Here is a 23,881-nt window from a genome sequence, read left to right on the forward strand (position 1 = left end):
GTGACCCGCCCATGAGCAGCCCCGACACCGGAGCCCCCTACGACCCGCACGCCGAGGTCCACCTCGGCGTGTTCCAGGTCGGCGTCGGATCCCTCATCTGGGACCACCCCGACGCCGCCCCGCACACCGCGATCGACACCTTCACCGGCGTCGCCCGGCTGCTGGAGCGCGGCCTGTTCGACGCGTTCTTCCTCGGCGAGGGCCTCCGCGTCCGGGAGAACCGCGGCCGGGCGTACGAGCTGGACGTCGCCGGCCGCCCCGACGCGATCACCCAGCTCGCCGCGCTCGCCGCCGTCACCGAGCGCATCGGGCTCGTCGCCACCCAGAACACCACCTACAACTTCCCCGCCGACCTCGCGCGGCGCCTCGCGTCCCTGGACCTGCTGTCGGACGGCCGCGCCGGGTGGAACATCGTCACCACCGACAACGCCTGGACGGGCGCGAACTTCCGGCACGGCGGCTGGCTGGAGCACGAGCGCCGCTACGAGCGGGCGACGGAGTTCGTGGAGGCCGCCAAGGCGCTGTGGGGGTCGTGGGAGCCGGACGCGGTCGCCGAGTCGGGCGACGCCAAGAGCTGGGCGCGTCCGGGGTCGATCCGCGAGATCGAGCGCGACACCGACCTCGTCCGGCTGCGCGCCACCGCGACCGTCCCGGCGAGCCGCCAGGGCCGTCCGGTCCTGTTCCAGGCGGGCGACTCCGCCGGCGGGCGCGAGCTCGCCGCGGCCCACGCCGACGTGGTGTTCTCGGCCAACACCGCGTTCGACAAGGCCGTCGCCTACGCCGCCGACCTGCGCGCCCGCCTGGCCCGGCACGGCCGCTCCCCCGATTCGCTGCGCATCCTGCCCGGCGCGTCGGTGGTGCTCGGCGACACCCGCGCCGAGGCCGAGGAGAAGGCCCGCTGGATCCACCACCAGCAGGTGTCGCCCGCCCGCGCCATCGCGTTCTTCGAGCAGTACTGGGGCACCGACCTGTCGGCCTACGACCCGCACGGGCCGCTGCCCGGCATCGACCCGAGCGAGGACGAGCTCGACCCCTCGCGCGGCACCCTCATGCCCGAGCTGCGCACCGGCAAGCTCGCCCGCATCGCCGGGTGGCGGGAGCGCTCCGAGCGCGAGGGCCTGTCGATGGTCGACCTCGCCCGCCTGGTCACCACCCGCCACGACCCGTTCGTCGGGACGCCCGGCGAGGTCGCCGACCGCTGGGGCGAGTACGTCCGCACCCGCGCCGTCGACGGCTTCAACCTGCTGCCCGACCTGCTCCCGGCCTCGCTGGAAGAGGTCGTCGACCGGCTCGTCCCCGAACTCCAGGAGCGCGGCCTCTACCGCACCGCCTACGAGGGCACGACCCTGCGCGAGCACCTCGCCCTGCCGCCGGGCGCCTAGACTGCCGGGCGTGCTGGAGATTCCGACCGACGACGAGATCCGGGCGCTGCACGAGAAGCACGCCCCCACACCCGAAGCGTTCGAGCGGGTCCACACGCACTGCCGGATCGTGTGCGCGATCGCCGAGCAGCTCCTCGACCGCCTCCCCCGCCCGGTGGACCGCGCCCTGGTGCGCGCCGGGTGCCTGCTGCACGACATCGGCGTCTACCGGCTCTACGACGCCGCCGGCCGCCTGGACGGGACGAACTACATCCGGCACGGCGTCCTCGGGGAGGAGCTGCTGCGCAAAGAGGGCCTGCCGGAGGTGTTCTGCCGGTTCTGCTCCCACCACACCGGGACGGGCCTAACCAGGGACGACGTCGTCCGCCAGCACCTGCCGCTGCCCATCGCCGACTACCTCGCCGAGACCGACGAGGAGCGCCTCGTCATGTACGCCGACAAGTTCCACAGCAAGTCGACGCCGCCGGTGTTCAAGACCCCCGCGACCTTCGCCCGGCAGGTCCTCCGCTACGGGGAGGAGAAGGTGGAGGCTTTCGACGTGCTGCGCGCCGAGTTCGGCGACCCCGACCTCGCGCCGCTGTCGGCGGACTTCGGCGACGCCATCACCTGACCCCGGCCGATCATTCACTTTCGGTCACTATTACAGTGCTCTGTGTGATCGATACCAGAGTTCCGATGAAGGCCGCCGCCGTCGCCGCGGCGGCGCTGCTGGGGGCCGGGTGCGGCGCGCAGATCCCGAACCAGACCGCCGAGGCGCCCGCCGCGGGCGTCGACGGGCAGGTCGGGTCCGTGCTCGTGCGGGACATGTTCGTCCTCGGCGGCGAGAACGGCGCGGTGATCGCGGCGGGCGGCGCCGCCCCGCTCTACCTGACGCTGATCGACCAGCCCGCGGACGTCGCGACGGCCGGGCCGTCGGGCGCCGTCGACACCTCCGCCGGCGGCGACGCCCTGACCGGCGCCACCTCCCCGGCCGCCGCGTCCGTGGAGATCTCGGACGCGCCGGTCGCGCTGCCCGCCGGCGGGTCGGTCAAGGTCGGGCCGCAGGCGCGGATCGTGCTGCGCGGCCTCAAGCAGCCCTTGGACGCGGGCCAGAACGTGTCCGTCCGCTTGCAGTTCCGCACCTCGGGGGCGCAGACGTTCAGCGTGCCGGTCCTGCCGCGCCAGGGCGCCTGGCAGAGCTACGCGCCCGCGCCGGCGGCGTCCTGAGCCGGGGCGCTCAGCGGGTCCGGGCGACCTCGGCGGCCAGGGCGCGGAACGCCGGGAGCGTCTCGCCCTCCTCGGTGTTGAACAGGGTGTTCTTGACGATCACGACGCGGTACCGGGTCGAGACGTAGATCTTCTGGTCGCCGAGGCCCGAGGCGTAGTAGCCCTGGCCGGGGTCGATCCACCAGTGCAGCCCGTAGGACGGGTTCACGCCCGAGGGCGTCTGGACCCGCTCCACCCAGGAGGCGGGGACGACGCGGCGCCCGCCCGCCCGGCCGCCGTCCAGCATCATCTTCCCGAAGCGCGCCGCGTCGCGGGTGGTGGCGTAGTAGCAGCAGTAGCCGAGGCTGTCGCCGTGCCCGTCGTTGCCGATGTAGGCGGCCGACGCCATCCCGGCCGGGCCCCAGATCTTCCGCTGGACGTAGGTGGCGTAGGGGACGCCCGTCGCGCGCGCGACGACGAGGGCGAGGACGGCGCTGTTCAGGCTCGTGTACTCGAACCGGCTGCCGGGCTGCCAGCCGCGCCGCGCGGTGCCCGCCCACTGCAGGGTGGAGAACCAGCCCATGCTGTAGGAGACGTGCATGGGGACGTCGTCGACCTCCTCGGTCCACTGCACGCCCGACGACATCCGCAGCAGGTCGTAGAGGGTGACGTCGCCGTAGCCGGAGCCCTTCAGCTCGGGCAGGTAGTCGGTGGCCTTGTCCTGGAGGGAGCGGATGCGGCCCTCGCCGAGGGCGATGCCGACGGCGTCGGAGGTGAAGGACTTGGCCATCGACCAGGACTGGAACAGCGAGTCCCGGGTGTAGCCGGGCGCGTACCACTCCTTGACGATGTCGCCGCCGTCCAGCACGACGAGGCTCTGCGCGGCGCGCGCCAGGTAGTCGTCCAGGGTGTGGGCGGCGCCCTTGTAGGTGTAGGCGACGTGCAGGGCGCGGGGCCGGGCGGCGAGCGGGACGGGCGTGCGCGACGGCTTCAGCGGGTCGAAGCCGGGTAGCACCGCGTACAGGCCGTTGGGGAAGGCCGGCCGCGGCTCGGCGGAGGCGGGGGCCGGGGCGGCCAGGCCGGCCGCGAGGGCGGCGGCGGCGACCAGGGCGAGCGGGCGGCGGCGCATCGGGGACTCCTGGGGGTGGCGGGCGCCGCGCCGGGACGCAAGTGATCACTTTGCGCGGCGCCCTCGAAGCTATGCCGCCGCCCCGCCGTGAACAAGAGCGTTCACCGGCCACGTCCGGCCCCGCCGCCCCTGGCGGTCAGGCCGCGGCCTCCTTCGCGAACGCCTCCGTCAGGATGTCCAGGCCCTCGGCGAGCAGGTGGTCGGGGATGACCAGCGGCGGCAGGAAGCGCAGCACGTTGCCGTAGGTGCCGGCGGTGAGGACGAGCAGCCCGGCCTCGTGGCAGCGGCGGGCGACGGCGGCGGTGAGGACGGGGTCGGGGGTGGTGCCGTCGGCCTGCACCAGCTCGATCGCGATCATCGCGCCGCGGCCCCGGACGTCGCCGATCGCGGGGTGCTTCGCGGCCAGCTCGCGGAGGCGCGGCAGCATCGCTTCCCCGATGCGGCGGGCGGCGCCGGTCAGGTCGCGCTCCTCGATCTCTTCCAGGACGGCGAGCGCGGCCTCGCAGGCGAGCGGGTTGCCGCCGTAGGTGCCGCCGAGGCCGCCGCCGTGCACCGCGTCCATGATCTCGGCGCGGCCGGTGACGGCGGCGAGCGGCAGGCCGCCGGCGATGCCCTTGGCGGTGGTGACGAGGTCGGGCACGATCCCCTCGTGCTCGCAGGCGAACAGGTCGCCGGTGCGGGCGAACCCGGTCTGCACCTCGTCGGCGACGAACAGGATCCCGTTGTCCTTGCAGAACGCGGCGATCGCGGGCAGGAACCCGGGCGCGGGCTCGATGAAGCCGCCCTCGCCGGCGATCGGCTCGACCACGACGGCCGCGACGTTGGCCGCGCCGATCTGCTTGGTGATCTGGTCGATCGCCTGCGCGGCCGCCTCCGGCCCGCAGTTGTCCGGGCCGGTCGGCCAGCGGAACGGGTAGGCGAGCGGCATCCGGTAGACCTCGGGCGCGTACGGCCCGAACCCCTGCTTGTAGGGCATGTTCTTGGCGGTCAGCGTCATCGTCAGCAGGGTCCGGCCGTGGTAGCCGTGGTCGAACACCACGACGGCGGGCCGCCCCGTCGCGTACCGGGCGATCTTCACGGCGTTCTCGACGGCCTCGGCGCCGCTGTTGACCAGGATCGACCGCTTCTCGTGATCGCCGGGCGTCAGCCGGTTCAGCGCCTCGCACACCGCCACGTAGGACTCGTAGGGCGCGACCATGAAGCAGGTGTGGGTGAACCGGTCCGCCTGCGCCTTGACGCGCTCGGCGACGCGCGGGTTGGCGTTGCCGACGCTCGTCACCGCGATCCCGGAACCGAAGTCGATCAGCGAGTTGCCGTCGGCGTCCACCACGACGCCCCCGTCGGCGTCCGTGACGTAGACCGGCAGCACGCTGCCGACGCCCGGCGGCACGGCGGCGGTGCGGCGGGCGTGCAGCTCGCGCGAGCGCGGGCCGGGGATCTCGGTGACGATGCGGCGCCGCTGCGGCAGGCGGCCGCCCGGGGCGCCCGCGGGGATGTCCGTGCTGGTCATGGGCCGACCCTAGGCCGGGAGGCGCCTAGGCTGAACCGTACACGTCGGCGATCCGCGCCGATCCGTTTCGCCGTCCTGCACACCCCACGCCCGTCCGGGAGCCGCCATGCCGCCGACCCTCGCGGCCGTCGCCGCGCTGCCCCAGCTCGCCCTGCGCCCGCTGACCGGCCCGCCGCCCGCGGCGCCCGTCACCTGGGTCGCGGTGAGCGAGCTGGAGGATCCGACGCCGTTCCTGGAGGGCGGCGAGCTCGTCCTCACCACCGGCATGCGCCTGGCCGGCGGCGACGCGGCAGGCTACGTCGCGCGGCTCGTCGCGCGCGGCGTCGCCGGGCTCGGCTTCGGCGTCGGCCTCGGCCACGCCGCGGTCCCCGCCGGGCTGCTGGACGCCGCCCGCGCGCAGGGCCTCGCGCTGCTGGAGGTGCCGCGCGCGACGCCGTTCGTCGCGATCGGCAAGGCGGTGTCGCAGCTGCTGGCCGACGAGCGCCTGGAGGACGTCACCCGCGCCTACCAGGCGCAGCGCGCCCTCACCCGGGCCGCGCTCGACGGGCCGGGCGCGCTCGCCGCGCGGCTCGGGCGGCTGCTCGGCGCGTGGGTGCTGCTGCTGGACGCCGACGGCGCCGTCCGCCACGCCCACGGCGCCGGCGAGGCCGAGGCGGCGGCGCTCGCGCCCGAGCTGCCCCGGCTGCGCGACGGCGCGGCGGCGAGCGTCGCCGTCGGGGACGCGGGCGGGCACGTCGCCGTCCAGCGGATCGGGCTCGGCCGCCGCCCGCGCGGCTACCTGGCGATCGGCACCGCCGCGCCGCTCCCCCAGGCCGCGCACGGCATCGCCGGCGCCGCCGTCGCGCTGCTCACGCTGGCGTCGGAGACCCCGGGCGGCGAGCGCGAGCTGCGCGCGGCGCTCGCGGCGCTGCTGCTCGGGCTGCCCGGCGGGCCGTCCGGGCCGCTCCGCGTGCTGGCCTGCGCGGCGGGCGCGGTCGAGGCGCTGGACGGCACGTCGCTCGGCGCCCGCTGCCTGGTGCTGCCGCGCGGCGACCACGCCGTCGTCGTCGCGCCGGACGCGGCCGCCGGGCGGGTCGCGGCGCTGCTGGCGGCCGACGGGCCGGTCGGGGTGAGCGAGGTCCTCGCGGACGGCGGCACGGCGCTCGCCCAGGCCGAGGAGACCTACGCGGCCGCGCGGCGCGGCGGCGCCGGCGTCCTGCACCACCGCGACCTGCCCGGCCAGGGCGTCCTCGCGCTGATGGACCCGGGCGCCGCGCGGGCGTTCGCGGACGCGCTGCTCGCGCCGCTGCGCGCCGCCGGGCCCGACCTCGTCCCCTCGCTGCGCGCCTACGTCCAGGCGAACGGGCAGGGCGAGGCGGCGGCGCGCGCGCTCGGGGTGCACCGGCACACCCTGCGCGCCCGGATGCAGCGGGCCGCCGCGCTGCTCGGCCGCGACCCCGACGACCCGGCGGCCCGCGCCGAGCTCTGGATCGCGCTCGCTGTGACGCCCGACACGGACGCGGTTCCCCAGTAAATAGGTGGATATAGTTCTCTATCGAGTCCGCAGCCGTGCCTTCGCCACGAGGAGACACACCATGGCCTTGCCCGACTTCCTGGTCGCGGGGGTCCCGAAGGCGGGGACGACCGCCCTGCACGCCGCGCTCGGGCGCCATCCCGGGCTCTTCCTGTCGGCGGTGAAGGAGCCCAAGTTCTTCCTCAGCGACGGGCCGCCGCCCACCAAGGGCGGTCCCGGCGACGCGGCCACCTACCGCGAGCACGTGTGGCGCCGCGAGGACTACGAGGCGCTGTTCGACGCGGCCCCGCCGGGCGCGCCGCGCGGCGAGTCGACGCCCTTCTACCTGCACGACCGGGCCGCGCACCGGCGCATCGCCGCGCTGGTCCCGGACGCGAAGCTGATCGTCGTGCTGCGCGACCCGGTGGAGCGCGCGCACTCCAACTGGACGCACCTGTGGTCGGCCGGGCTGGAGCCGATCGACGACGTGGTGGCGGCGTGCGCGGACGAGCCGCGCCGCGTCGCCGCGGGCTGGGCGGCGTTCTGGCACTACACCGGCCTCGGCCTGTACGGGGAGCAGCTCCGCGACCTGTTCACGGTGTTCCCGCGCGAGCAGGTGCACTTCTTCCGCTACCGGGCGCTGCTGGAGCGCCCCGCCGAGACCCTCGACTCCATCTGCGCCTTCCTCGGCGTCCAGCAGGGCGTCATCAGCGAGGTGCCGCGCGAGAACGTCACCGCCCACCCGGAGGCGACGCGGCGGCACCGCGTGGTGTCGCGGGCGCTGCGCGCGGGCGCGGCGCTGCCGGGGAGGCTCGGCGAGAGCGTCGCGGGACGGCTGGAGCGCGTCCTGCAGGAGGACGCGCGGCCGCGCTCGCCGCTCACGTGGGAGCAGCGCGAGGCGCTCATCCCCTACTTCACCGAGGACGTCGCGCTGCTGGAGGAGATCACCGGCGAACCGTTCGGCGACTGGCTCGCGCCGCGCGCCGACTCGGGCGGCCTCGTCGGCGCCCGCCCGGCCGGCCAGCGCCAGGCCCGCAACGGCCGCCCCCGCGTCTCCTGACCGCCGCCTCGGACATGCCCGCGCACGGTTGAGATGCGGCGTGTTGCCCGCTACGGCGATCGAAAGCGGGCAACACGCCGCGTCTCAACTTTCGGCGACCGGGTGGTCAGGGCCGGCGGCGCTCGGTGCGGAGCTCGTGGGCGCCGTCGGGGCGCGTCATCTCGTAGTAGAGGCGGTGGCCGCCGCCCGGCGAGGGGACGTAGTCGACGTAGCGCAGGCCGCCGCTCCGGTACGGCGAGACCGCCCACGGCCCGACGCCGAGGGCGGCGAGGTCGCTGGGGTCGGCGCCGGCGGCGAGGCCGGTGCGCTCCTCGTAGTTCTCGCCCGCCGTCGCGCGGCCGTCGTAGGCGGCGAGCACCTCGCCGCCGTCGAAGCGGACCGCGCTGACGCGGACGCCGCGCGCGTCCCAGGCGCCGGCGCGCCGGTCCAGGGCGGTGCCGTGCCAGGTCCACTCCAGGCCGTCGGCGCTGGTGGCGTACTCGGTGACCATCTGGTCGGCCTCGTCCCAGTCGGCGAGGGGGTGCACCGACGCCCACAGGTGCCAGCGGCCCTCGTGGTGCACCACGACCGGGTCCTTGACGCCGACCTTGGCGTTGCCGGGCAGCACCACCCGGGTCCGCGCCGGGTCGAACCCGGCGGGGTCGTCCGCCTCCAGCACCTCGACGCGCCAGTGCTTGGTGCCGGGCGTCGCGCAGCTCAGGTAGAGGCGCCAGGCGCCCTCGGGGGTGCGGACGAGCGCGGGCCGCTCCAACGACTCGGCGCGCATCGCGTCCTTGCCGATGGTGAGCAGGGGCTCGAAGGACACCCCGTCCGCCGAGCGCGCGACGACGATCGCGTAGCCGCGGCCCTCGTCCAGCGGGCGGCGGAGCCGGTAGGCCAGGTAGACCGCGCCGTCGTGCTCGACCGCGCTCGGCGCGCCCGCCCAGTGGCCGTCGCCCTCGCCGGGCGGCGCGATCGCCACGACCGAGTCCGCGGGCCTCGGCAGCAGGGCGCTGGCGCGCTCCCCGGTCACACTCTGCTCAGAATCCCCAATATCCACACCGGAATACTATGTCTCTCCGGCCCCCGGCGGCAGTGGCCGCGGAGGTCAGAACGCGCTCACCCCGGTGAGGGCGCGACCGATGAGCAGCTTGTGGATCTGGCTGGTGCCCTCGTACAGCGTCATCACCCGCGCGTCCCGCAGGTACTTGCCGACGGGGTACTCGTCGATGTAGCCGTAGCCGCCGAACACCTGCAGCGCGCTGTTGGCGGCGCGCACGGCGGCCTCGCTCGCGAACAGCTTGGCCTTGGAGGACGCGGTGGCGAACTCCTCGCCGCGCTCGATGAGGTCGGCGACGCGCCAGGTCAGCAGCCGGGCGGCGTCCACGTCCAGGGCGATGTCGGCGATGAGCTCCTGCACGAGCTGGTGCCCCGCGATCGGCTTGCCGAACTGCTCGCGCTCGGTGGCGTAGCCGACGGCGGCGTCCAGGCACGCCTGCGCGATGCCGACGCAGCCGGCGGCGACCGACATGCGCCCCTTGGCGAGCGCGGCCATCGCGACGGTGAAGCCCTTGCCCTCCGCGTGCAACCGCGCCGCGTCGGGGACGCGCACGTCCTCCAGCGACAGCTCGGCGGTGGCCTGGCCGCGCAGGCCGAGCTTGCCGTGGATCTCGCGGGCGGTGAACCCGGCGGCGTCCGTCGGCACCAGGAACGCCGAGATCCCCCGGTGCCCCTCGCCGCCGGTGCGCGCGAACACCAGCGCGACGTCGGCCCAGGTGCCGTTGGTGATGAAGGTCTTGGTGCCCGTCAGCAGCCAGTCGTCGCCGTCGCGGACGGCGCGCGTCGTCAGGTTCGCCGCGTCCGACCCGGTCCCGGGCTCGGTGAGCGCGAAGCAGGCGATCGCCTCGCCGGAGGTGATCCGCGGCAGCCACGCCGCCTTCTGCTCGGGCGTCCCGAAGCTGTTGATCGACTTGCCGACCAGGCCGAGCGACACCGACACGATGCCGCGCACCGCCGAGTCGCCGCGTCCGAGCTCCTCCAGCACCAGGCAGTACGCCAGGTGGTCGCCGCCGGACCCGCCGTGCTCCTCGGGGATCGTCAGGCCGAGGAAGCCCAGCTCGCCCAGCTTCCCGATGATCTTGCGGTCGACGGACTCGGCGCGGTCCCACTCCGCCGCGAACGGCACGATCTCGCGGTTCACGAAGTCGGCGGCGACCCGCCGCACCTCGGCCTGCTCGGGCGACAGCTCCAGGTCCATGGCCTCTCCGATCCCGGCGTTCCTGCGTCGCCCGCGAGGCTAATCCGCCTAAACTAGCGGCGCAAGTTTTCCGCGTTCCGGAGGGCGCCCGCATGGCACGACCGACCCGCCCCCTCCTCAGCCGGGCGCGCATCGTCGCCGCCGCCCTCGCCCTCGTCGACGCCGAGGGCCTGGCCGCCCTCTCCACCCGCCGCCTCGCGGCCGTCCTCGGGGTGAGCGGCCCGTCCCTGTACAACCACGTCGCGACCAAGGACGAGCTCCTGGACGCCGTCGTCGACGCCGTCCTGGCCGAGGTCGACCTGTCCATGCTCGACGCCGCCCCCGCCTGGCGCCCCGCCCTGGAAGCCTGGGCCCGCTCCTACCGCGCCGCCCTCACCACGCACCCCAACATCGTCCCGGCCCTCCCCCTCAGCCTGGGCCGCCGCCCGAACGCCCTCCGCCTCGCCGACGCCGTCTTCGGCGCCCTGGTGGACGCCGGCTGGCCCCGCCGCGAGGCGACCCACGTCGGCGCCCTCATGCGCTACTTCATCACCGGCGCGTCCCTCGGCTCCTTCGCCGCCGCCTTCCCCGCCGACGCCGCCGTCTACACCGACGCCTACCCCCACCTCACCGAGGCCCACCTCCTGGCCCCCCGCCAACGCGAAATAGACGAAGCCGCCTTCACCACCGGCCTGACCGCCCTCCTCGACGGCCTCGAACTCCGCTTCGCCGCCCTGAGAGGCTGACCCACCGGGCGCCCGCACCCCCTTCCCCCGGCCGGGGATGAGGTGGTGGACTCGGGGCGGGCGGTTTCGGTGAGGGTGGGAGGCGCTGTGGCTCAGGACGTTCCGCACGACCGGTCGGGACAGTACAAGCAGATCGAGAGCGGGCTGCTGCCCGGCGAGCAGATCATCGCGGTGTACGACGCGGTCGGGACCGGGACCGGGTTCATCGGGCTGACCGACCGGCGGGTGATCGTGCAGGACTCCTCGTTCGTCGGCAAGCGGGTGGCGCTCACCAGCGTCCCCTACAGCAAGATCACGTCGGTGAGCGTGGTGAGCGACCGGTCGTGGACGGGCGGGTTCTTCTCCAGCGGCACCATCGCGATCCACGTGGGGACGCAGACCTACGAGATGCAGTTCCGGGGCGACGAGAAGACCCACCACGTCCACGACGTGATCCTGCACTACATCACGGCGAGCTGAGGCCCCATTCGGCCGCCAGGAGCTCGAAGGAGCGGAGGCGGGCGGCGTGGTCGTGGGTGATGGTGGTGACGAGGAGCTCGTCGGCGCCGGTGACGCGCCGCAGGGTGTCGAGGCGTTCGGCGACGGTGCCGGGCGCGCCGGTGAACTGGGTGGCGACGCGGTCGGCGACCAGGTCGCGGTCGGCGTCGGTCCAGGGGTGGCGGGCGACCTCGTCGGCGGTGGGGAACGGGATGGCGCCCTCGCCGCTGCGGATGCTGCGCACCCACAGCGGGTAGGCGGCGGCGAGCTCGCGGGCGGCCGCGTCGTCGTCGGCGACGACGACGTCGGCCGACACCACGACGTAGGGCTCGTCCAGGGTGGCCGAGGGCTTGAACGCCTCCCGGTAGGCGTTGACGGCGTCCAGGACGGCCGAGGGCGCGACGTGGTAGTTGGCGGCGAACGGCAGGCCGCGCTCCCCCGCGACCTGCGCGCTCTGCCCGCCGCTGCTGCCGAGGATCCACAGCTCGACGCCGGCGCCCTCGCCGGGCACGGCGTGCAGGGGCAGGCCGTCGGGGGTGCGGTAGGTGCCGGCGAGCAGGCCGGCGATGTCGTCGACGATGTCGGCGAAGTCGGGCGTCTCGGCGCCGGGCTGCTGGAGCAGTTCTCCGTAGGCCCTCAGCAGGGGGCTGCCGGCGAGGACGCTGAAGTCGAACGGCTTGGGGATGAGCAGGCCGTCCACCACGCGTTCCTCGGGCGGCGGCGGGGCGGTGCCGGCCCGCTGCGCGCGCGCGGCGAGCTCGGCGCGGCGCTGCCCGGAGCGGCCGAGGCCGAGGTCGACGCGGCCGGGGTGCAGGGCGTCGACGGTGCCGAACTGCTCGACGATCGCGACGGGCGTCCAGTGGCCGGTCTGCACGGCGCCCGAGCCGACGCGGATGCGCTCGGTCGCGGCGGCGACGAGGGCGATGAGGACGGGCGGCGCCGCCGACGCGACGCCGCGCGCGAAGTGGTGCTCGGCGAGCCAGTACCGGTGATAGCCGAGCCGCTCGGCGTGCCGGGCGGTCGCGATGGTCTCGCGGAGGGCCTGCGCGGGGGTGCCGCCGGAGACGACGGGGGCGAGGTCGAGGATGGACAGGGGGACCGTGGTCGTCATGGCTGCCTCGCTTCGGGGAACGGCCGGCTCGGGATCTCCTTGCGCAGCACCGGCGCGATGTCGCTGTGCAGCAGCTCCAGCGACGCGCGGTGCGCGGCCTTCGGCAGGCCGTCGGCGTCGGCCTGGACGTGCATCACCTCGTGGCCGAGGCGCCGGTGGTAGCGGTGCACCTTGTCGATGATCTGCTGCGGGCTGCCGATGAGCGCCGAGCTGCGCTCGATGGCGTCCTCCAGGTCGGTGAAGACGGGGGCGACGCCGTGCGCGGCGAACATCCGCTGCCGCGCCTCGAACACCGGCCGGTACGCCTCGACGGCGTCCTGGGAGCGGCGGGCGGCGTGGAAGCCGGCGCTGCCCGCGCCGACCAGGGCGTCCGCCGGGTCGTGGCCGTGGTGGGCCCAGCGTTCGCGGTAGTGGGCGACGAGCTCGGCGTAGGGCTCGACGGGATTGGTGACGTTGGCCGAGAACAGCGGGTCGCCGTAGAGGGCGGCGAGCTCGACCGACTCCTTGCTGGTGGCGCTGCCGTGCCAGACGCGGACGGGCTTCTGCAGCGGGCGCGGCAGGGCCTCGGCGCCGTCCAGCGCGGGCCGGTAGGCGCCCGACCAGGTGACGTGGTCCTCGCGCCAGAGGCGGCGGAACAGCTCGTAGCCCTCGCGGTTGCGCTCCCACTGGTCGTCGGCGGTGACGCTGAACAGCTTGGCCTGCGCCGCCCCGTTCCCCTTGCCGATCATGAGTTCGAGGCGGCCGCCGGACAGGTGGTCGAGCGTGGAGTAGTCCTCGAACGCGCGGACGGGGTCGAGCAGGCTGAGCGTGGTGACGGCGGTGAACAACCGGATCGTGGAGGTGAGCGCCGCGATGTGGCTGAGCACCACGGGCGGCGCCGACGACAGGAACGGACGTTCATGCCGCTCTCCGACGCCGAATCCATCGAAACCGAGCTGCTCGGCGAGCACGGCGTTGTCGACGACCTCGCGCAGGCGTTCGGTGACGGAGGTGTGGGCGCCGGTGACGGGGTCCGGCGCGTGCACGATGAGCGAGATCGCGAGGAACTTCATGAGGCCGCCGCGTACCGGCTGGCGGGCCGGGCGAGGCCGAACCGCTCGCGCAGCGTCGCCTCGGCGTAGGCGGTGCGGAAGATCCCGCGCCGCTGGAGCTCGGGGACGAGGTCGCCGGTGATGCCGGCGAGGTCGTGCGGCAGGCCGCCGGGGCGGAGCCGGAACCCGTCGACGCCGGCGCCCCGCCAGTCCTCGATGAGGTCGGCGAGCTCGGCGGCGGTGCCGGCGACGATCAGCGCGTCGGAGGCGAGCGGGGCGCCGTCCAGCTCGTCCAGCCGCTCCTTGCGGGCGGCGGCGTCGGCGCCGACGAACACCAGCAGGTCGGCGAAGACCCGCAGCGGCTCGCCGGTGCGGCCGACAGTGACGGCGGCCTCCTCGACCTCGGCGATGATCGCGGCGGCGTCCGCGCGCGAGTGCGGGGTGGTGTACACGACGTCGGCGGAGCGGGCGGCGAACTCGTAGGGGACGCGGTCATGGGCCAGGGCGGTGACGAGCGGCTGGCCCTGCGGGGACCGCGGGGTGATCGAGGGGCCGCGGACGCTGAAGTGCGCGCCCTGGAAGTCGATGTAGTGCAGCTTGTCGCGGTCGATGAAGCGGCCGGTGGCGGCGTCGCGGATCTCGGCGCCGTCCTCCCAGCTGTCCCAGAGGCGGCGGACGACCTCGACGGCGTCGGCGGCCTCGGCGAACAGCTCGGCGACGGTCTCGCGGGTGCCGGGCGCCTGGAGGTGGTGGACGTCCAGGTCGGGCAGGGTGCGGCGGCCGAAGTGCGCCGCCAGGTGCGGCCAGGCGGTGATCTGCGGGCGCCAGCCGGCGCGGCCGTTCGTGGCGTGGTCGAGGGAGGCGATGCCGGCGCCGACGTGGAACGGCTCGGTGTGGGTGACGCTGGTCGCCGGCACGAGGCCGATGTGGGACGTGACGGTGGCGAGGCGCGCGGCGAGCAGGACGGCGTCGAGGCGGCCGCGGACCTGGTCGGTGCGGCCGTCGGGGCCCTCCAGGCGCGACGACTGCTGGCCGAGGAGGTCCTCGAAGGTGACCAGGTCGAGCAGGCCGCGCTCGGCCTCGGCGACGAGGTCGCTCCAGTAGCGGGCGGAGAACAGCTCGGCGGGGCGCGCGGACGCCTCGCGCCAGGCGGCGGGGTGCCAGCCGGCACCGTCGAGGGCGACGGCGAGGTGCACGTGGTCGCGGTGCACGGTGGTCATCAGGCGTCCTTCCGGGGGAAGCGGGGCGCGGCGAGCCCGAGGTGGTCGCGCAGCGTCGGGCCGGTGTACTCGGTGCGGAACACGCCGCGCTCCTGGAGCAGCGGGACGACCTCGTCCACGAAGTCGTCCAGGCCGCCCGGGGTGAGGTGGGGGGCGAGGATGAAGCCGTCCGAGCCGCCGGTCTGCACGAACTCGTCGAGCTGGGCGGCGACGGCCGCGGGGGTGCCGACGAACGTCTGCCGGCTGGTGACCTCGATGACCAGCTCGCGGGTGGTGAGGTTCTTCTCCTCGGCGACCTTGCGCCACTGGCGGGCGAGCGCGGCGCGGTCGGTGTTGAAGCGGGCCCAGCCCTTGGCGAGCTTCTCGTCCGGGTCGGGGTCGGCGGCCGGGAGCGGCCCGTCGGGGTCGTGATCGGACAGGTCGCGGCCCCAGACGCTCTCCAGGAAGGCGAGCGCGGTCTGCGGGGAGACCTGCGCGGTGCGGATCGCCGCGGCGCGCTCGGCGGCCTCCTCCTCGGTCGCGCCGAGGACGAAGGTGACGGCGGGCAGGATCTTCAGGTCGTCCTCGGCGCGGCCGTACTTGGCGAGGCGGCTCTTGACGTCCTTGTAGAAGGTGCGGGCCTCCTCCAGGCGGCTGTGCCGGGAGAAGATGACGTCGGCGTCGGAGGCGGCGAACTCGCGGCCCTCCTCGGAGTCGCCCGCCTGGATGATGACCGGGTGGCCCTGCGGACCGCGCGGGGTGGAGAACAGGCCGGAGATGTCGAACTGCTCGCCGCGGTGACGGAACTCGCCCTGGCCGGGGCGGACGAACTCCCCTGACTCCCGGTCGGCGACGATCGCGTCGTCGGTCCAGGAGTCCCACAGCTCGCGGGCCGTCTGGAGGGTCTCCCTGGCGCGGGCGTAGCGGTCGGCCTCGTCCAGGTAGCCGCCGCGGCGGAAGTTCTCGCCGGTGAAGGCGTCCCAGCTCGTCACGACGTTCCAGGCGGCGCGGCCGTCGCTCAGGTGGTCCAGGGTGGCGAGGCGGCGGGCCAGCTCGTAGGGCTCGTTGAAGGTGGAGTTGACGGTGGCGGCGAGCCCGAGGCGCTCGGTGGCGCCGGCGAGGGCGGCGAGGACGGTGAGCGACTCGGGGCGGCCGACGACGTCCAGGTCGTGGATCAGGCCCTTGCGCTCGCGCAGCCGGAGGCCCTCGGCGAGGAAGAAGAAGTCGAACCTCCCGCGCTCGGCCGTCCGCGCGAGGTGGACGAACGAGGCGATGTCGATCTGGCTGCCCGCGTTCGGGTCGGACCAGACCGTGGTGTTGTTGACGCCGGGGAAGTGCGCGGCGAGATGGATCTGCTTGGGCATCGGGAGGCTCCCTCGGCCGGAACGCGGCGCGTCCCGCGTCCTGGCGTGGAAAGTATTACCTACTTAAATAGTAGGAATACTGGATTTTCATGTCAACGGGGAGCGCGGCCGTCCCCCCTTGGCACCACGGGCCGTGGCATGCCACATTCGGGGGGTGGCGGGACGCGAGGGCGACCTCATCAACGGCCGGTACCGGCTGGCCGAGCCGGTGGGGCGGGGCGGCATGGGCACGGTCTGGCGCGGCCGGGACGAGATGCTGCACCGCGAGGTGGCGGTGAAGCTGCTGGAGGTGCCCGCGGGCGTCGACGCCGAGACGCGCGGCACGCTCGCGGCCCGCACCGTCCGCGAGGCGCGCACCGCGGCCCGGCTGAGCCATCCGGGGATCATCACGGTGTTCGACGTGACCGAGGACGCCGGGTCGCCGGTCATCGTCATGGAGCTGGTGCGCGGCCGGTCGCTGGCCGAGACGATCGCGCGCGAGGGGCCGCTGCCGCCGCACCGCGCCGCGCGCCTCGGGCTCGACCTGGTGGACGCGCTGCGCGAGGCGCACGCGGCCGGGGTCGTGCACCGCGACCTCAAGCCGGGCAACGTTCTGCTCACCGAGCGGCGCACCGTCATCACCGACTTCGGGCTGTCCACCCTCGCCGGGGACGTCCGGCTCACCCAGGCGGGCACGATGCTCGGCACGCCCGCCTACATGGCGCCCGAGCAGGCCGACGGCCGCCCGACCGGCCCGCCGACCGACCTGTGGGGCCTCGGCGCGACGCTGTACGCGGCCGTCGAGGGCCGCCCGCCCTACCAGGGCACCGAGTTCGTGACGATCGTGTCGGCGCTGCTCACCCGGCCGCCGGACCCGGCGCCGCACGCGGGCGCGCTCGCGCCGGTGCTCGCCGCGCTGCTGCAGCGCGAGCCGGGCGCGCGGCCGTCCCTGGACCGGGCGCAGGAGCTGCTGGAGCACGCGCTGCGCGAGCCCGCCCCCGAACCGGCCGTGCCCGCCTCGGGCCCGCTCGCCGGGCACGCCGACGCCGGGCACTACCCGACCGCGACGATGACGGCCGCGCCCCCGCCGACCCTGCCGCCGTCTGCGACGCCGTCGCCGTTCCCTTTCCAGGCAGGCGGTCCGCCGCCCCCGCCCTGGGGCGGCGGGCCTCCGGTCCAGGACCGCCCGTCGCGGGCCCGCTGGCCGCTGGCCGCCGCGGCGGCCGTCGTGCTCCTCGCCCTCGTCGCGGGCGCGGTGCTGCTGCTGGTGAAGCGGGGCGGGGACGGCGGCCGCGCGGCCGCGTCCGCCTCGCCCGCGCCGTCGTCGACGCTGCCGAGCCCGGTCCTCGGCCCGACCGGCGTCCCGTCCGGCTCCCCCACCGTCCCGGCCGGCTACCGGACCTACCAGGACGCGACGCTGCACTACTCGGCGGCCGTCCCGCAGGACTGGCAGATCGCCTGGGACAGCCAGAACAGCGAGCGCAAGTTCACCGACAACACCGGCCGGTCCATCTACATCAGCGCCTCGACGCGGGAGCCCGTCGCCGCCTCCAACGCGATGGAGAGCACCTTCCGCGGCACCCCGGCGTCCTGGACCGGGTACCAGCGCCTCTACCTGGGGCGCGTCGCCTACGGGACGTCGGCGTGCGACCTGGAGTACACCGTCACCGACAAGGGCGCGGCGAACTCGGCGTTCCACCAGCTGAACCGGACCTTCACGCTGCCGGGCGGCGGGTACGCGGTGAACATGTCCACCCACCCCGAGGACTGGGCGGGCAGCCGCACGATCTTCGAGACGTTCTTCGCCACCCTGCGCACCACCTGACGCCTAGGCTGCCGGGGTGACGATCGACTGGTCCGCGCTGGACCACGCCTACGGTTCCGCGGCCGATGTCGGGGACCTGATCCGGGACGCGGCGGCGGGCGACGGCGAGGCGCTGTCGGAGCTGTTCGGCAGCATCGTGCATCAGGGCACGCTCTACACCGCGACGCCCGTCGCGCTGCCGCTGGTGCTGGACCTGGCCGCCGATCCCGGCACGGCCGGGCGGGTGGGGCTGCTGCATCTGGCGGGGGCGGCCGCGGAGAGCCGCGACGCCGACGATCAGGTGCTCGCCGACGTGCAGGCCGTCCTGGCGGCCAAGACTCCGCTGGTCCTGCCGCTGCTCGCCGACCGCGATGACGAGGTCCGCGCGGCCGCCGTCCACCTGGCGGGGCATCTGCCGTCCGGGGGCGTTCCGCTGGAGACGCTGCGCGCGCGCTACGCCGCCGAGGCGACCCCGGTCATGCGGGCCTCGCTGCTCGCGGCGGCGGCCCGGCTGCACCCGGAAGACGCCGCGCCCTGGCTGGCGTCGGCGTTCGGCGAGGACGACGACGCCGTCCGCGCCGGCGCCGCCTGGGCGGTCGCGGTCAACGGGCTGCCGTGGCCGGAAGGCGCCACCGCGGCCGTCGTAACGGCCCTGCGCGCCGATGACCCGTTCGGCGGCGGCAGGTGGATGTGGTCTTACCGGCCGCTCGACGACATCTTCGACTCGCTCCCCCTGGACGACGCGCTCGGCCTCGGCCGCGCGATGCTGGCGGACGGGCCGGGGAGCGCCGTCAGGGCGCTGGCGGCCGTTGCCGAGCGCTGCCGCGTGTCGCGTTCGGCGCAGCGGGCGTTCGCGCCGCTGTTCCTGGAGGGCCTCGCGCATCCCGACGCCGCCGTCCGGCTGGCCGGTTCCGTCGGCGCCCGCGCCGCCGGACGCCTCGGCGAGGCCGTGCGGGCGCTCGCAGGCTTCGTCGCCGACCCGCCCCCGGCCGCGCTGAACGAGCCGGATTCGGCCGAGGCACGGCTCCTGGACTCGGCGCTGCTGACGATGATGCTGGCGGGCGACCAGCGCTGGCGCGGCCCGCTCGCCGCGGTGCTGTCCGCCGGGCGCCGCGTCACCGGCGCGCCGGGCGAGGACTTCCGGCTGAACGCGCTGGAGCTGCTGATCGTCCGGGATGAGGCCCCCGACCCGGCGCTGCTGGCGGCGGTCCGGGCGCTCCTGCCCGATAGCGGCGCGGCGCGGCTCCTGGCTCATTGGGGCCCGGCCGCCGCGCCCGCCGTCCCCGAGCTCGCCGCCGCGTCGCGGACGGGCGACGTCCCGGCGGCGCGGGCGCTCGCCTCCATCGGCCCCGCAGCGGCGGCCGCCGTCCCCGATCTGCTGGCCGCGCCGCCGTCCGCGCCCCGCGCCGAAGCCCTCTTCGCGATCACCGGCGACCCCGTCCACCTGCACGAGTTCGTCGCCACCGCCGCCCCGGTCGACGCCGCCCGCCTCGCCGCCGCGCACGGCCTGGACGCCACCGCCCGCTTGGACGAGCTGCGCGCGGCCGCCGGAGGCGGCGGCGCCGCACAGCGGACGGCCGCCGCCGCGCTGCTGCTCGACCTGACCGGCGACACGTCGGTGGCGGTGGACACCGCCCGCGAAGTGCTGGCCGCGCACGCCCTCTACAGAGATGCGCTCGACCTGGCCGCGCGCCTCGGCCCGGCGGCGCTGCCCCTCGCCGACGCCCTGCGCGCGGCGGCGACGTCCCCGTTCATGCCGGACATCGGCGCCGGCATCACCCTGCACCGCCTCACCGGCGACGCCGCTCCGCTGCTGCACGCCCTGGCGGACCGGCTCCGCGACCGCCGCGCCGACCGCCGGCTGGAGGACGCCGTCGCCGAGCTCGGCGACGCGATCGCACCCCTGGTGCCGCTGATCCGCGAGACGGTCGAGGGCGACGCCCCCCTGTACTTCGACGACGGGACCGCCCGGCGCGTCCTGCTGCGCGTCCTCGACGAGCGCGGGGCGGGCGCGTGACGGTCGAGCGGGCCGCCGAGGGTGACGGCGACGCGCTCGACGACCTCTGCCTGCGCGCCCTCCTCCCCGACGACCGCGCGGACGCGGCGGCGCCCGGCGTGCTGGCGGAGGCTCTGGACGCCGCCGGGACCGGAGCGCCCGGCCGGGCGGATCTGCTGCGGCTCGCCGTCGACATCGCGGCGGCCCGCGACGGCGATCCGGCCGTCCTCGGCGCCGTCCGGGCGGCGCTGGCGGCCCGGGCGCCGCTGGTGCTCGGGCTGCTCGCCGACCCCGACGAGGGGTTCCGCGCGACCGCCGTCGAGCTGGCCGGGCTGTTCCCGCCCGGCGGCCTCCCGGTGGCGGCGCTGCGCGAGCGCTACGCCGCCGAGGACGTCCCGATGATCCGCGCGTCGCTGCTCGCCGCCGCCGCCCGCCTGGACCCCGGCGGGGCCGTGCCGTGGCTGCTGTCGGCGCTCGCCGGGGACGGCGCCCGCACCCGCCTGGCCGCCGCGTGGTGCCTCGCCGTCCACGGGCTGCCGTGGCCGGACGGCGCCCCGGCCGCCGTCGCGGCGGCGCTGCGCGGCGGCGACCCGTTCCGGGGCCGGTGGTGGCGCTGGTCCGGGCATCCGCTCGGCGAGATCGTCGGTGCCCTCCCCGCCGGCGACGCGGCCGCGCTCGTCCGCCACCTGCTCGCGGACGCGCCCGAGACCGCCGCCGCCGCGCTGCACGCCGCCTGCGCCCGGAGCCGCGCGGAGCGCGCGGTACGGCGGGTGTTCGGGCCGCTGTTCCGCGACGGGCTCGGCCATCCCGACGTCCGGGTGCGGCTCGCCGCCTGCGAGGGCGCCCGCGTCGCCGGGCTGGCGGGCGAGGCCGCGGCGGCGCTCGCCGGCTACGCCGCCGCTCCCCCGCCCGCGGCGCTGGAGGATCCCGGGTCGGCCGAGGCGGCGCTGCTGGACGCGGCGATCCTCGCGATGATGGTGGCGGGCGACCAGCGCTGGCGCGGCCCGCTCGCCGCGGTGCTGGAGACCGCCCGCCGCGTCCCCGCCGATGACGAGGACGGCCGCCTCAACGCCCTGGACCTGCTGATCGCCCGGGACGAGCGGCCCGATCCCGCGCTGGCGCGCGCCGTCGCGTCCTGGCTGCCCCTGGCGCTGCCCGCCCGCGTCCTCGCGCACTGGGGCGTCGCCGGCCCCGGCTAGACCTCGACGCGGACGGTGGAGCCGGCGCGGCCCTTGGTGACGTGGAGCTGGGCGGGGATGCGGGCGCGCAGCTCGGCGACGTGGCTGACGATGCCGACGGCGCGGCCGCCGTCGCGCAGGCCGTCCAGGACGTCCATGACCTCGTCGAGGGTGTCCTCGTCCAGGGTGCCGAAGCCCTCGTCGACGAACAGCGTGCCGATCTCGGTGCCGCCGGCCTCGGCGGTGACGACGTCGGCGAGGCCGAGGGCGAGGGCGAGGGAGGTGATGAACGACTCGCCGCCCGACAGGGTGACCGGGTCGCGGAACCGGCCCGTCCAGGAGTCCAGGACGCGCAGGCCGAGGCCGCCGGTCGCCTTGCGGCCGTGGTCGCCGGCGGCCTTGTCGATGGTGTGGTCGAGGACGTAGCGGCCGCCCGACATGCGGTCCAGGCGCGCGTTGGCGGCGGCCACGACCTGCTCCAGGCGGGCGGCGAGCACGTACGCCGACAGCGACATGGCGTGCCGGTTGACGCCCGGCCCGCCGGTGGCGAGGTCGGCCATGCGCTTGGCGACGGCGTGGCGGTCGGCGGCGGGCCGCCAGGCCCGGATCTCGCCGGCGAGGCGGGCGCGCAGCTCGCCGAGGCGGGCGCTGCGGCGGTGGGCGCGGTCGGCGGCGCCGGTCGCGGCGGCGTGCGCGTCCTCGGCCGCGGCGTGCGCGGCGTGCAGCGCGTCCAGGTCGGGGGCGGGGCCGGCGGCGGCCGCCCGCACGTCCCGGTCGCCGAGGACGGCGGCGGCGCGGACCTTCTGCTCGTCGAACCAGCGGACCTTGTCGCGCAGCGGCGCCTGCTCCTCGTCGTCGAGGGCGGCCTCGACGGCCTCCTCGGGGGTGCGGAACGCCTGCTCGGCGGCGGCGCCCTCGGCGGCGGCGCGGGCGGCGGCCAGCTCCTCGGCGGCGGCGGCCTCCCCGCGCAGGGCGTCGGCGGCGCGGGCGAGGGCGTCGGCCTCGCCGGTCACGCGCGCGATGCGCTCCTCCAGCGTGGCGTCGTCGCCGAGGGCGGCGGCGAGGTCGGCGCGGAGGCGCTCCTCCTCATCGGCGCGCGCGGCGTCGTCGGAGCGCAGGCGGACGAGGTCCTGCTGGACGCGGTCGTGGCGGTCGCGGTGCCGCTTCTCCTCCAGCTCCAGGGCGTGCAGGGCGGCGGCGTGGCGTTCGGCGTCGGCGGCGGCGCCGGCGAGGTCGCGCTCGGCGTCCTCGGCCGCGGCGAGCGCGTCCGCGTAGTGCCCGGCGGGTTCCTCGCCGGCCTCGGTGCGGGCGGCGTCGTGCTCGGCGCGCAGCTCGGCGGCGCGCGCGGACGCGCGGTCGCGGGCGGCCTGGGCGTCCTGGTAGGCCTGCTCGGCGCGGGCCTCGTCGTCCTCGCCGGGGACGAGGCCGAGGCCGGTGGCGGGCGCGGGATGCTCGGCCGACCCGCACACCAGGCACGGTGCGCCGGGCGCCAGGTCGGCGGCGAGCACGGCGGCCATGCCCTCCAGGCGGGCCTGCCGGAGTTCCTGGACGCGGTCGCGGGCGGCCTGCGCGGCGTCGACGGCGGCGCGGTGGGCGTCCTCGGCGTCGCCGAGCAGGCCGTCCAGCCGGTCGCGGCGGAGCGCGGCGTCCCGCAGGCGCCGCGCGTCGGCGACGCGGGCGGCGGCGCCCTCGCGTCCGGCGGCGGCGAGGCGCGCGGTCTCCAGGGACGCGCGGCGGTCGCCGATGTCGGCGGGCAGCGCCTCCAGCGCGGCGGCGAGCCGGTCGCGCTCGGGGCCGAGCCGGTCGAGCTCGCGGTGGGCGTCCGCGCGGGCGGCGGCGAGATCGCGCAGGCGGGCGACGGTGGCGCGGTGGCCCTCCAGGACGGCGATCTCGGCGCGGCCGGTCTGCTCGGCCTTGGCGAGGACGTCCTCGGGGGCGTCCGGCGGGACGAGCCCGGCGGTCGCGGCGCGGGTCTCGGCGGCCCAGCGGGCGGCCTGCGCGGCGCGCTGCTCGCGGTCGCGGAGCGCCCGCACCAGCGGGACGACGCGGTCGGCGCGGGCGGCGGCCTCCAGGCGCCCGTCGATGAGGGCGCGCTCCTCGGCGCGCTCGTTCAGCTTGCGCTGCACGTCGAGGGCGTCGGCGTGGCGGCGGCGCAGGTCGGCGACGGCGCGGCCGTCGGCGAGCGCGGTGCGGGCGGTGTCCAGGGCGGCGGCGGTTCCGGCGAGCAGGTCCGCGGTGACGGCGCGGACGTCGTCGTGGGCGGCGGCGAGCTCGGCGGCGAACGCGGGCAGCAGGGCGGGGTCGTCCTCGCCGGGCGGGCCGGTGCGGGCGACCTCGCCGACCAGGCGGCCGGTGGCGACGGCGGCCGCGCCGAGCAGGTCGGCGTCGGCGCGGGTGGCGCGGCGCCGCTCGACGAGCCACTTCTCCATGTCGGCGAACACCTGGGTGGCGAACAGCCGCGACAGCACCTCGCGGCGCGCGTCGGCCTTGGCGCGCAGGAAGTCGGCGAACTGGCCCTGCGGCAGCATCGCGACCTGGCAGAACTGGGCGTCGCTCATGCCGAGCAGGCCGGTCAGGAAGTCGCCGGCCTCGTCCAGCCGGGTGGCCAGCATCTTCCAGGACCCGCGCTCGTGCTCCTCCACCAGCACCTTGGCCTGCTGGAGGGTGGTGCCGGTGCCGCGCAGCTTGGGCCGCTGCCAGGCGGGCGACCGGGTGATCCGCAGGCGGCGCCCCCGGACGGTGGTCTCCAGCACCACCTGCGGGGCGGCGCCGGCGGCGGCGTGGTCGCTGCGCAGGTTGTCGCTGTGCCGGCGGGCGCCGGGGACGCGCCCGTAGAAGGCGAAGCAGACGGCGTCCAGGACGGAGGTCTTGCCGGCGCCGGTGCGGCCCCGCACGAGGAACAGCCCGGCGTCCGACAGCGCCTCGAAGTCGATCGCCGCCGAACCGGCGAACGGCCCGAACGCGGTGATCTCCAGCCGGTGCAGCCTCACCGTGCCCCCGGTCGCCTGCAGGGCGCCTTGAGG

General features: G+C 76.2%; 19 protein-coding genes. 10 read left to right on the forward strand and 9 right to left on the reverse strand.

Translation table 11 applies throughout. From position 1 onward, the window contains the following. Nucleotides 1-11 precede the first annotated feature (11 nt). Genes K1Y72_RS30670 through K1Y72_RS30680 form a run of 3 tightly spaced genes read left to right on the forward strand, consistent with a single transcriptional unit; the run spans nucleotide 12 to nucleotide 2,588 of the window. The gene (locus K1Y72_RS30670) at nucleotides 12-1,382 is read left to right on the forward strand and encodes an NtaA/DmoA family FMN-dependent monooxygenase (protein WP_220170004.1); all 1,371 of its coding nucleotides are present in this window, start codon (nucleotides 12-14) and stop codon (nucleotides 1,380-1,382) included. A 13-nt stretch (nucleotides 1,383-1,395) separates the two neighbouring features. Next, a complete protein-coding gene (locus tag K1Y72_RS30675; protein WP_220170037.1) occupies nucleotides 1,396-1,992 on the forward strand; it encodes an HD domain-containing protein in 597 nt (198 codons plus the stop codon). Between the two features lie 44 nt (nucleotides 1,993-2,036). Continuing rightward, nucleotides 2,037-2,588, forward strand: coding sequence for a copper chaperone PCu(A)C domain-containing protein (locus K1Y72_RS30680; protein WP_220170005.1), 552 nt, complete (start codon nucleotides 2,037-2,039; stop codon nucleotides 2,586-2,588). 10 nt (nucleotides 2,589-2,598) lie between these two features. Here the strand turns inward: K1Y72_RS30680 and K1Y72_RS30685 are convergent, their stop codons facing one another. Together K1Y72_RS30685 and gabT are read right to left on the reverse strand one after the other, a co-directional pair. Further along, nucleotides 2,599-3,696 carry a serine hydrolase domain-containing protein gene (locus K1Y72_RS30685; protein WP_220170006.1) on the reverse strand — a complete coding sequence of 366 codons (1,098 nt, stop codon included), beginning with the start codon at nucleotides 3,694-3,696 and terminating at the stop codon, nucleotides 2,599-2,601. Between the two features lie 136 nt (nucleotides 3,697-3,832). Beyond that, nucleotides 3,833-5,206 (reverse strand): 4-aminobutyrate--2-oxoglutarate transaminase, encoded by a 1,374-nt coding sequence (gabT, locus tag K1Y72_RS30690; protein ID WP_220170007.1) that lies wholly within the window; start codon nucleotides 5,204-5,206, stop codon nucleotides 3,833-3,835. A 106-nt stretch (nucleotides 5,207-5,312) separates the two neighbouring features. On the opposite strand from gabT, the gene K1Y72_RS30695 reads away from it, so the two are divergent. After that, on the forward strand, nucleotides 5,313-6,719 hold the full coding sequence (locus K1Y72_RS30695) for a PucR family transcriptional regulator (RefSeq protein ID WP_220170008.1): 1,407 nt from the start codon (nucleotides 5,313-5,315) through the stop codon (nucleotides 6,717-6,719). A gap of 61 nt (nucleotides 6,720-6,780) precedes the next feature. Next, nucleotides 6,781-7,758: a sulfotransferase family protein gene (locus tag K1Y72_RS30700; RefSeq protein ID WP_220170009.1), complete on the forward strand. Its 978-nt coding sequence runs from the start codon at nucleotides 6,781-6,783 to the stop codon at nucleotides 7,756-7,758. 106 nt (nucleotides 7,759-7,864) lie between these two features. Here K1Y72_RS30700 and K1Y72_RS30705 read toward each other — a convergent pair whose 3' ends face one another. Next, nucleotides 7,865-8,770, reverse strand: a complete 906-nt coding sequence (locus tag K1Y72_RS30705; RefSeq protein ID WP_220170010.1) for a glycoside hydrolase family 32 protein — start codon at nucleotides 8,768-8,770, stop codon at nucleotides 7,865-7,867. A gap of 75 nt (nucleotides 8,771-8,845) precedes the next feature. Beyond that, nucleotides 8,846-9,994, reverse strand: coding sequence for an acyl-CoA dehydrogenase family protein (locus K1Y72_RS30710; RefSeq protein WP_220170011.1), 1,149 nt, complete (start codon nucleotides 9,992-9,994; stop codon nucleotides 8,846-8,848). Nucleotides 9,995-10,086: 92 nt separating this feature from the next. Here K1Y72_RS30710 and K1Y72_RS30715 point away from each other — a divergent pair, with 92 nt between their 5' ends. Beyond that, the gene (locus K1Y72_RS30715) at nucleotides 10,087-10,719 is read left to right on the forward strand and encodes a TetR/AcrR family transcriptional regulator C-terminal domain-containing protein (RefSeq protein WP_220170012.1); all 633 of its coding nucleotides are present in this window, start codon (nucleotides 10,087-10,089) and stop codon (nucleotides 10,717-10,719) included. 87 nt (nucleotides 10,720-10,806) lie between these two features. Further along, complete coding sequence (locus tag K1Y72_RS30720; protein WP_220170013.1) at nucleotides 10,807-11,178, forward strand: PH domain-containing protein; 372 nt, start codon at nucleotides 10,807-10,809, stop codon at nucleotides 11,176-11,178. Here the strand turns inward: K1Y72_RS30720 and K1Y72_RS30725 are convergent. From K1Y72_RS30725 to K1Y72_RS30740, 4 genes are read right to left on the reverse strand one after another with little or no spacing between them, the layout of a single operon-like run. Further along, nucleotides 11,165-12,307, reverse strand: a complete 1,143-nt coding sequence (locus tag K1Y72_RS30725) for an LLM class flavin-dependent oxidoreductase (protein ID WP_220170014.1) — start codon at nucleotides 12,305-12,307, stop codon at nucleotides 11,165-11,167. The two genes, K1Y72_RS30720 and K1Y72_RS30725, sit on opposite strands and share 14 nt — an antisense overlap. After that, nucleotides 12,304-13,359, reverse strand: a complete 1,056-nt coding sequence (locus K1Y72_RS30730; protein ID WP_220170015.1) for an LLM class flavin-dependent oxidoreductase — start codon at nucleotides 13,357-13,359, stop codon at nucleotides 12,304-12,306. Before K1Y72_RS30730 ends, K1Y72_RS30725 begins: the two co-directional genes overlap by 4 nt. Further along, nucleotides 13,356-14,558, reverse strand: coding sequence for an LLM class flavin-dependent oxidoreductase (locus K1Y72_RS30735; RefSeq protein ID WP_220170016.1), 1,203 nt, complete (start codon nucleotides 14,556-14,558; stop codon nucleotides 13,356-13,358). The genes K1Y72_RS30730 and K1Y72_RS30735 overlap by 4 nt, the downstream gene beginning before the upstream one ends. Then, complete coding sequence (locus K1Y72_RS30740; RefSeq protein WP_220170017.1) at nucleotides 14,558-15,901, reverse strand: NtaA/DmoA family FMN-dependent monooxygenase; 1,344 nt, start codon at nucleotides 15,899-15,901, stop codon at nucleotides 14,558-14,560. The genes K1Y72_RS30735 and K1Y72_RS30740 overlap by 1 nt, the downstream gene beginning before the upstream one ends. A gap of 154 nt (nucleotides 15,902-16,055) precedes the next feature. Between K1Y72_RS30740 and K1Y72_RS30745 the strand changes: the two genes are divergently transcribed. From K1Y72_RS30745 to K1Y72_RS30755, 3 genes are read left to right on the forward strand one after another with little or no spacing between them, the layout of a single operon-like run. Beyond that, complete coding sequence (locus K1Y72_RS30745; RefSeq protein ID WP_220170018.1) at nucleotides 16,056-17,705, forward strand: serine/threonine-protein kinase; 1,650 nt, start codon at nucleotides 16,056-16,058, stop codon at nucleotides 17,703-17,705. Between the two features lie 16 nt (nucleotides 17,706-17,721). Then, a complete protein-coding gene (locus K1Y72_RS30750) occupies nucleotides 17,722-19,701 on the forward strand; it encodes a hypothetical protein (RefSeq protein WP_220170019.1) in 1,980 nt (659 codons plus the stop codon). Further along, nucleotides 19,698-20,879: a hypothetical protein gene (locus K1Y72_RS30755; RefSeq protein WP_220170020.1), complete on the forward strand. Its 1,182-nt coding sequence runs from the start codon at nucleotides 19,698-19,700 to the stop codon at nucleotides 20,877-20,879. Before K1Y72_RS30750 ends, K1Y72_RS30755 begins: the two co-directional genes overlap by 4 nt. On the opposite strand, the gene K1Y72_RS30760 is transcribed toward K1Y72_RS30755, so the two are convergent. Next, the gene (locus K1Y72_RS30760; RefSeq protein WP_220170021.1) at nucleotides 20,876-23,848 is read right to left on the reverse strand and encodes an AAA family ATPase; all 2,973 of its coding nucleotides are present in this window, start codon (nucleotides 23,846-23,848) and stop codon (nucleotides 20,876-20,878) included. The two genes, K1Y72_RS30755 and K1Y72_RS30760, sit on opposite strands and share 4 nt — an antisense overlap. Between the last annotated feature and the right edge of the window lie 33 nt (nucleotides 23,849-23,881).

The organism is Actinomadura parmotrematis (assembly GCF_019458805.1).
GTDB lineage: Bacteria > Actinomycetota > Actinomycetes > Streptosporangiales > Streptosporangiaceae > Spirillospora > Spirillospora parmotrematis.